Source organism: Duganella sp. CF458, from assembly GCF_900113115.1.
Classification (GTDB): domain Bacteria; phylum Pseudomonadota; class Gammaproteobacteria; order Burkholderiales; family Burkholderiaceae_D; genus Rugamonas.
Genome location: NZ_FOOF01000030.1, coordinates 18,416 through 27,699, shown reverse-complemented (window position 1 = coordinate 27,699; position 9,284 = coordinate 18,416). Strand labels below are relative to the sequence as shown.

Annotated in this window: 6 protein-coding genes; all 6 read right to left on the bottom strand. The window is 51.8% G+C overall.

Going from position 1 to position 9,284, the window contains the following annotated elements:
• Nucleotides 1-225: 225 nt before the first annotated feature.
• Complete coding sequence (locus BM269_RS28405; RefSeq protein WP_090445823.1) at nt 226-1,335, bottom strand: hypothetical protein; 1,110 nt, start codon at nt 1,333-1,335, stop codon at nt 226-228.
• 1 nt (nt 1,336) lies between these two features.
• Nucleotides 1,337-1,942, bottom strand: coding sequence for a hypothetical protein (locus tag BM269_RS29280; RefSeq protein ID WP_139232902.1), 606 nt, complete (start codon nt 1,940-1,942; stop codon nt 1,337-1,339).
• 1 nt (nt 1,943) lies between these two features.
• A complete protein-coding gene (locus BM269_RS28400) occupies nt 1,944-3,935 on the bottom strand; it encodes an AAA family ATPase (protein ID WP_090445820.1) in 1,992 nt (663 codons plus the stop codon).
• Between the two features lie 21 nt (nt 3,936-3,956).
• Nucleotides 3,957-5,294, bottom strand: a complete 1,338-nt coding sequence (locus BM269_RS29275) for a site-specific DNA-methyltransferase (protein ID WP_139232901.1) — start codon at nt 5,292-5,294, stop codon at nt 3,957-3,959.
• A gap of 184 nt (nt 5,295-5,478) precedes the next feature.
• Nucleotides 5,479-7,974 (bottom strand): DNA topoisomerase (ATP-hydrolyzing) subunit B, encoded by a 2,496-nt coding sequence (gene gyrB / locus BM269_RS28395; RefSeq protein ID WP_090445817.1) that lies wholly within the window; start codon nt 7,972-7,974, stop codon nt 5,479-5,481.
• Between the two features lie 154 nt (nt 7,975-8,128).
• Nucleotides 8,129-9,235: a DNA polymerase III subunit beta gene (dnaN, locus tag BM269_RS28390; protein WP_090445814.1), complete on the bottom strand. Its 1,107-nt coding sequence runs from the start codon at nt 9,233-9,235 to the stop codon at nt 8,129-8,131.
• Nucleotides 9,236-9,284: the final 49 nt, after the last annotated feature.

The window sequence follows — 9,284 nt, the reverse complement described above, 5'->3', positions numbered from 1 at the left end:
TGCCTCTATTCTAACGAAACCTTGCAAATTACAGCAGTGTTTTTCAGGCGTTTCGCCTTTAGAATCAGGCTCCGTTCAATTGTTCAGGGCCGACTAATTGACGGAAAGGAGGCGTGGCGCGATAAAATCATCGCACTGAACGACGGAATTTAATCTGACAGCGCCGATGTCCAAACCGGGTCACTGTCCGATCAGATCGCGACCACTACACTTTACTCGATCAAATTAAGCGAAACAGCTTTCTCGAGGCTTCAAGAAAAAGCGTCTAGGGGGGGCAAAATCTTCTCTCGTTTTCGAGTGATCAGGAACGAACAACAGTTCATCGTTTTCGAAATAGGTTGCGTCGGTCTTAGAAAGTTTATCTGCCGCGCCCTTTACATTGCGCCGTCTAGCATCGAAAACAACTAAATAACCGCGTGGGCTACTCGCATTTGAATGCCTGACTTCACGATCCATATAGTCCGCAAGTTGGTTTGCCCCATCTTGAGCTCTTGCTGGATAATAGTCGGTAAACGTCGGACCTTTTTTCGGTTCCCTGGGAATTGCCGTCGAACGGCCGAGCCATTTGACTTCAATCAATGCGCTAGCTCCAGAGGCAAACCAATCGATTCGGATATCAACTGGTTTAGTCTCATCTGTATTTTGCTCAGGTCGAACGCTTGTGTCATGCGTCAGCAGCTGTAACGCTTGAATCAGTGAGTCTCGCATTTGGGACTCTGGCTTGTTCACCATAACTAGCCTCGGGCCGTCTACACTGCCCTCCCAAATGCCAGCAAGGATTCGGCACTCGCTATTCAGAGCGATCTCCTGATAGCGCGTAAGTGCCGCATCTAATCCAGATAATGTAGGCACTGCAAAATTGCTTACAAGCACTGGGGAGATTTTTGGTATATATGCATTGTGATCGTCTGACCTTATTTGTTCCCGACCTTTCTTAAATTGATACATTACGCATCGATTCCAAAGTGTCGACAATTCCGGATCGACGTTATGTTCCATGGTGCGGAACGTGCCGTCAGCGCAAATCTCAACTGTAGTATTTTTTTGACTGGCGAAAGCTTTAATTAAAAAATCGCCAACCTCAGCAACAGTATTCTGATGATGTAATGTTTTTCCGATTTCCTGAATCAAAGGAGCAAAAGGATCGGCAACGACTCCCACCAGCAAAGTAAACGTTGTTGAAATGCGTTCGGGCGGACATCTTTGATAAATCAGTCGCAATTTATCCAATAGTAAAACAACGCAATCTTTCCCTCGCTCGCCAAATGCAATTTGCGCGTGCGAAATATATGCCTGGCTCACCAGCGCTTTTACATTTTCGAGATTAAATTGCAAGCTATGTTCCCCCTGATCTCATGACCTTTGCCGACAACCACAAAACAGCGGGGGAAAGTAAGTCTTCAGATACTTCCCCCAATACCGATTCTACTATTTTGTATTCTTCATAGTAAAACGCTATCTCATGAGAATCAAGTAGCTGTCGGCGTTGTTTAAGCATCTGCGCAGACCTAATGCCTGGGGTTTTGCTCATTGCATATCGAATGGAACCGAGTGGTAATGCCAATGAGCACTGTGTTGCCGCCTGAAGCCACTTTCTTCTTGTTGAAGTCATTGACATACCTTGAAGAAAATCAATTTCAGCTCGGATCTCAGGATATATTGGAGTTAGGGAGCCAAAATCATTCGCGTCAATGAATCCATTATTTATTAACGTCTGCTTCGAAAATTCCAAATCAGCGCTGAAGGGAAAACCGTCTTGGCTAAGGCCAAAAGAATACCCCCAATCCCCAATCGGATTGCCCTGAAATAGAGAGAGGACGCATGCAAGGTAGGCAAAAAGATGCAATTCTGTAGTCGAAACCGGCAGTGCTGACTTGGGGGCATCGCCCACAATGATAAGCACATCGTTATAAGCCTCGAATGAGGTTTCGATATTCAGCATGTTAGATTAGTGCTTGCTCAATGTCACCATAAGCCTTGGTGAAAAGATCTTCTTCACTTTGTTGCACCTGAGTTAAATCAGTCCAATCTGTCATCCGAACGATTTGCATGCCGGCGGAGCGTTGAGATTTAGCAAGTCGAAGTACTAATTCCGAACTGCGAAGGTTTGCTGTCATCAATATCCGATTGCCTCCTTCTACATATTTCGAGAACATTGCTCCGGCACGGGCCTCGTAAGCAATATCCAAAGATCCCTCAGGCGTATCAATTAATATAGTGGATTGACCCACTGACATAAATTCTAAGAGCGCCATTCTCAATGCAATGTCAATGAAGAAACGCTGACTCTCTGAAAGCTTATCTGCCGAAAGGCGCAATTTGTCATTCATTCTCAAGCGAAGCCCAAAGCCTGAAGCATTTACGCCTTGACGATGTTCAAGCTCAACATCAACTGGGAGCCCAATAAATTCTTCGGCTAGCTCGCGAAAACGCGGCACGAACTTCTGCGAACAAATCTCATACCGAGATTTTAGATCTTTTTCGAAGGCATGGAGTTTTTTTCTAAGCTCGTCGCGCTTTTTGTAATGCGCCTCGCTCTGAGCGAAAAATTCTTTGCGTTCAGATTCAAGTTTTTCGATTTGCGTACTAATTAGATCAGTATTGCTATTTGCATTTGATTTCGTCAGCCAACTTGATTCCTTCTCTTCGAAATTCCGTAATCTTGAAAATGCGTCAGCTTCGTCTTTCTCGGTTGCAGACAACTCAATGCTGATCCGCTCTCGCGCAGTAAGTACTATATTGAGTTCGTTGCGGATGGTAATTATCTTCTCGTCGAGTTCTTTGAGTTTTCCAACTACGTCATCTTCACTTGATATATTAGGTAATTCAGAATCACACAAAGGGCATCGGCATTCGTTGAGTTTGGAGCGAATTAACGCAGAAACTCCACTCGAGCTACAAATCGCGCAAATATCATCAATTAAAGTAGCTCGAACTATTGGATGATGCTCTGCAGCATTCGTCTTCTTCACACGATTCGAAAACAGCTGCCGATATTGGAGTTGGGCTTCTGTTAACGCTGCACTTAATTGTGTCCATTTCATATCGCAGTCACGAAGTTCGCTTTGCTTTGCTCGGACACGCTGCTCAAGATTACCGTGAGTTGCTGTCAATTCATCGTATCTTAGCTTAAGCTCACTTTCAGTGATATGCTCGCTACTTTCTTCACCAGGAAGAATAGCGATTAACTGTTCGATTTGTTCAGAGACATGGCGAGCTGCATATCGGACGTTACGCGCCTTAGATGATTCACGCTCCATATCGTGCTGCAATCTGTCCGCAGCCTTTGCGGCCTCTGAATCTCCACCAAACGCTAGGTACATTGCATTGGTAAGTGCAGAATCGTCCCAGGTTAATAGGTGGCGTCCTTCGTCAAAAGTGGCTACGAAGTGTAGAAGGAAGGCAAACTGCGGAAAGTCATTGAGCCCTGTCAGCTCTAAAATTTGAGCTTCATATTCCTTAAGCAAATCGCTGGGATCGTTGTTTTCATCAGCTAACCAGATTTTTGTTGTTTGCTGGCCGACATCGACAATCTCCATTTTGGAAATGCCGGGACCATCGAAGAAAGGTCGAGTAATCGAAATCGTTTTCTGTGGCCAGGTTAAGCGGACAGTAGCTTGTGCCAATTTGCGCCGCGATTCGCTAATCCTGCCATTGAAATATTCTTCAGTACGGCTAACTCTGCTAGCATTTTTGAAATAGTCGTTTGCAGATTGAAAGCTACGAGCAGGGTCAGGAACGGCCCCCGTTATCACATAGTTGACGGTATTTAAGAATGTTGACTTCCCTAAGCCATTCGCGCCGATGAGACAGAAGACAGGCCTCGTTATACTCACCGCCGCATTAGGTTCTTGGGTATATAAGTCAAAATTCTCAAGCTTAACGTCCGCTATTTGCGGGAAATTTATTCTCGGTGAAACTTGATTCGGCTCCACGGCTATCTCCGACAGATTAAATTAGCAGCGTTCGAATACGAGGCAATGTTCGGAAAGATCCAAGTTTCCTCCGTGCTGGGAGCTACTACGCATTGATCGAATTGCATCGCTCTGCGTTAAGCGAAACCCTGCTGCAGAGACAGTCTCCCGTAAAATTTCCGAAACGTCAATATGGACATTCGCATATTGGCTGTCACCAATGGCTACAACAGCATGATGGCCCATCGGTAAGATGCGGCCGAGCTGTTCGAAAATGGTCACTAAATCATCAAAATAGAAGCCTACCATCTCAGGAATATTTGCATTCCAAAGCTCGTCGCGTTTATTTTGCAATGCTTCCAGAACGTTTGTTAGTTCCTTTGAGATTGCCTTTCTTGGTGTTGAGTTCCATTTCGTTTGGACGTGCGAACGCAACGTATTGGTACGTAGTACGCGGTTCTCGGGAGCCGACTGTAAATACCCCAACATCCATAGCTCGAGATTATAGACATCGGTATAGTCAAAGGAGTTGGGATACGGTGGAGAGAAAATTGCCACATCAGCGGAGTTTACCGCCGACAATGCGCTTCTCGCATCACCTCTTAATACTGAATGATGGCCTTTGGGAAGGTCGGAAAAACGCTCAAGATCGGCCGCCGCCACGAGCACTACCTTTTCGAGATTTTCCAGCAAGTCTTGTTTTGAACATTGGCGCTCCTGCCAGTTCTTGCGATAACGACGACCTTTTCCATTGATAGTTACATTGCTACACTCAACCAGTACACTCCCAAGCAAAACTTTGATCAGTCGCGCAGCACTAATATCAAGCTTTTGCGAATGTCGAACTAAAGCCCTAATCGTTGAGTAGACATCTTCGCTGAACACGTAGCGATCGTTCACCCCCGGTTCGGAGAGCGTGGGCGGCATCCCGGCAATTGCTACTCGATCAGCACCGCTAATGCGCAGATTTTTGATCAGACTTCTATACGAGCTAAGGAATTGATTGTGATTGAGGGGCGTCAGCTTTGCTTCGACCAAGTCGGCTAGGAAGGGATTAACCTCAACAACACTTGAGCTGAGGCCTAACATGCGAGCGGTTATTGCTGTTGTACCACTACCAGAAAACGGGTCGAGACAATGCCTGACCTTATATGGCAATGAGCCAAGTGTATCAGCAACGAATTTTGGTGAAAATGCTTCTTTGAAATGGAACCACCGCTGAAATGCAAGCCCAGCGGTACCTTGGTTTGACGAAGTTGGGGCTGCATCTTGATAAGAACTCAACCATGACGAAAAGTTGGATTCCCTGGCCTTCTCACTTACCAGCTGCTGAGAGTTCTTTAGCGTATCAGATAGCGACGTCTGCCAGAACGCTGTCATGTTTCATTCCTCGAATTGGATTACCTAGGAGCTCAACCTGATGGTTGTGCTCCTGCACTCACGGCCACTTGCCGCATCTTAAACTATGGGAGGCCAATTTTTAGCCGATTTAGAAAAAAGGCAGCACTGGCGTGCTGCCTTTTCTATACCAATGTGATTTTCCGCATTAAGGTTGCAGATTAACTTAAACGTCGATATTACCCGCGCGCAGCGCATTGGTCTCAATGAAGTTACGGCGTGGTTCTACGTCGTCGCCCATCAGCGTAGTGAAGATCTGGTCAGCGGCGATCGCGTCTTCGATCTGCACCTTCAGCAGGCGGCGGACGGTTGGGTCCATGGTGGTTTCCCACAGCTGCTCTGGATTCATCTCGCCCAGACCTTTGTAGCGCTGCTTGGAAACGGTGCGTTCCGCTTCGTCGCGCAGCCACTGCATGGCGTGGTGGAAGTCGACCACGGCGCTTTCCTTGGTGCGCTCGCCTTCGCCGCGGCGGATCACGGCGCCTTCGCCGATCAGGCCGGTGAAGGTGGCGGCGGCGTCGGCCAGCACGCGGTAGTCGGCGCCTTGCACGAAGTCGGCGTCGATCGAGGAGACCTTCACGTTACCGTGGTGCAGGCGTTCGATGCGCAGGGTGTGCTTGTCGGTCATCTCGTCGGTGGTCACCACGACGTTTACGGCGCTGTCGTTGATGTTGGCCAGCAGCGCTGCGGCGGACTTCTGGGCGGCCTCGATGGTGCCCAGGTCCAGCGTTACGCCGGTCATGATGGCGGTCAGCGCGGCGCGATCGATCACGCGGGTCAGGCGGGTCATGATGGCGTTGGCCATGTTGTAGGTGCGGGCCAGTTCGCCCAGCGCTTCGCCCTGGATCAGATCTGCGCCATCGCGCGGGGTCAGGGCGGCGGTGTTCAGCGCTACGTTCATCATGTAGCCGGCTTCTTCCAGGTCGTCCTTCAGGTAGCGCTCATCGCGGCCGGCCTTCACCTTGTACAGCGGCGGCTGGGCGATGTAGATGTGGCCACGCTCGACCAGTTGCGGCATCTGGCGGTAGAACAGCGTCAGCAGCAGGGTGCGGATGTGGGCGCCGTCAACGTCCGCGTCGGTCATGATGATGATGCGGTGGTAGCGCAGCTTTTCGATATTGAATTCGTCGGCGCCGATGCTGGTGCCCAGGGTGGCGATCAGGGTGGTGATCTGCTCGGACGACAGCATCTTTTCGAAGCGTGCCTTCTCCACGTTCAGCACCTTGCCGCGCAGCGGCAGGATGGCCTGGAACTTACGGTCGCGGCCTTGCTTGGCGGAGCCGCCTGCGGAGTCACCCTCGACGATGTACAGTTCGGACAGGGCTGGGTCTTTTTCCTGGCAGTCGGCCAGCTTGGCGCTCAGGCCCAGGCCGTCCATGATGCCTTTGCGGCGGGTCAGGTCGCGGGCCTTGCGGGCTGCTTCACGGGCGCGTGCTGCTTCCACGATCTTGCCGCAGATGATCTTGGCGTCGTTCGGCTTTTCCATCAGGAAGTCGGTCAGCGTCTTGGCGACGATTTCTTCCACCGGGCCGCGCACTTCGGAGGAGACCAGCTTGTCCTTGGTCTGGCTGGAGAACTTTGGCTCCGGCACTTTCACGGACAGCACGCAGGTCAGGCCTTCGCGCATGTCGTCGCCGCTGATTTCGACCTTGGCTTTCTTGGCGAAGTCGTTCTCGTCGATGTACTTGTTGATCACGCGGGTCATTGCCGCGCGCAGACCGGTCAGGTGGGTGCCGCCGTCGCGCTGCGGAATGTTGTTGGTGAAGCAGAGTACCTGTTCGTTGAAGGCGTCGTTCCATTGCATGGAGACGTCAACGGTGATCGTGGTGTTCTGGTCGGACTGGCGTTCGCCGGTGGCCTGGAACACGGTCGGGTGCAGTACGGTCTTGGCTTTGTTGATGTATTCAACGAAGCCGCGGGTGCCGCCTTCGAATGCGAAGATTTCTTCCTTGCCGTTGCGCTGGTCGGTCAGCTTGATGTTGACGCCGTTGTTCAGGAAGGACAGTTCACGGATACGCTTGGCCAGGATCTCGTAGTGGAATTCCACGTGCGTGAAGATCTCTTCGTCGGCCCAGAAGTGCACGTCGGTGCCGCGCTTGTCGGTTTCGCCGATCACTTTGATCGGGGAGACGGCCACGCCGTCGATCATTTCGATTTCGCGGTTTTGCGCGGCGCCACGGACGAATTCCATCTGGTGGACTTTGCCGTCGCGGCGGATGGTCACGCGCAGCAGCTTGGACAGTGCGTTCACGCAGCTGACGCCAACGCCGTGCAGGCCGCCGGATACCTTGTACGCGTTCTGGTCGAACTTGCCGCCGGCGTGCAGCTCGGTCAGCACGATTTCGGCTGCGGAGCGTTTTGGCTCGTGCTTGTCGTCCATCTTCAGGCCGACTGGAATGCCGCGGCCGTTGTCGGTGATCGAGATCGAGTTGTCGCTGTGGATGGTGACGTGGATCTCGGAGCAATGGCCGGCCAGGGCTTCGTCAATCGAGTTGTCCAGCACCTCGAATACCAGGTGGTGCAGGCCGGTGCCGTCGGACGTATCGCCGATGTACATGCCAGGACGCTTGCGGACTGCTTCCAGGCCTTCGAGGATCTGGATCGAGGCGGCGCCGTATTCTTCTGCTTTGGCCTTGGGTTGTTCGTTGTGGCTTTCGGACATGGACTGCTTTCTCTCTTAACGAATTTTCTTTGCTGCTCTTTTTAAACCGGTAAACCGGTGTCCGACCCATAGGGTCGGACACCAACTGTTTTACGGCCAGCGGCTTCGGCATACCAGTGTCTGACCCTGCGGGTCAGACACTGCCTTACCGGTTTTAGATGCGCATTGGCATAACTACATATTTGAAGTCTGCGTTCTCAGGGATCGAGATCAGGGCCGACGAGTTGCTGTCGCCCAGCGCTACGTTCACCTGGTCGCACTTCAGGTTGTTCAGCACGTCCAGCAGGTAGGTCACGTTGAAGCCGATGTCCACGCTGTCGCCGCCGTAGTCGATTTCCAGTTCTTCAACCGCTTCTTCCTGGTCGGCGTTGGTCGAAGAAATCTTCAGCGAGCCTGGGGTGATGATGCAGCGCACGCCCTTGAACTTATCGCTGGTCATGATCGCGGCGCGCTGCAGGGAGCGCAGCAGCTCTTCGCGGCCAATGGTGAAGTTGTTGGTGTAGCCCTTCGGGATCACGCGGGTGTAGTCAGGGAACTTGCCTTCCACCAGCTTGGAGATCAGTTCGATGTCGGCGAAGGTCAGCTTCACTTGGCTCGCGGCGATATCCAGGGAAACTGGTTCGTCGGTTTCTTCCAGCAGGCGTTGCATCTCGATGATGGTCTTGCGCGGGATGATCACTTCTTCGCGGGCGAAGTTCTGGTCGGTCTCTACCTGGCAGAAGGCCAGGCGGTGGCCGTCGGTCGCTACGGCGATCACTTTGTTGCCGTCCAATACCAGCAGCAGGCCGTTCAGGTAGTAGCGAATGTCCTGCTGCGCCATCGAGAAGTGCACCATGTTGAACAGGTGCTTCAGGGTTTTTTGCGGCAGCTGGAAGCTTGCGGTGAAGCTTTCGGCTTGTTGGACGGTCGGGAATTCTTCGGCGGCCAGGGTCTGCAGGGCGAAGCGCGATTTGCCGCTTTGGACGGTCAGGCGCTTGTTCAGCAGGGTCATGGTCACGTCGCCGGCTTCCGGCAGCGCGCGCAGGATGTCCAGCAGCTTACGCGCGGCGACCGTGGTGCCGGTGACATCGGCACCCGAGCCGATGTCTGCGTGCGTGGTGATCTGGACTTCCGTGTCGGTGGAAAGGAACGAGACGCTTTCGCCTTCCTTGCGGATGAGGATATTGGCCAGAATCGGCATAGTGTGCCGACGCTCGACAATACCGCTCACAATCTGCAGTGGCCGGAGAAGCGTGTCTCGGGTGGTTTTGACCAGTTGCATAAATATCCTCAGTTAATGGGTTGGTACGTTGGTTCTTTTGTTAACTCGA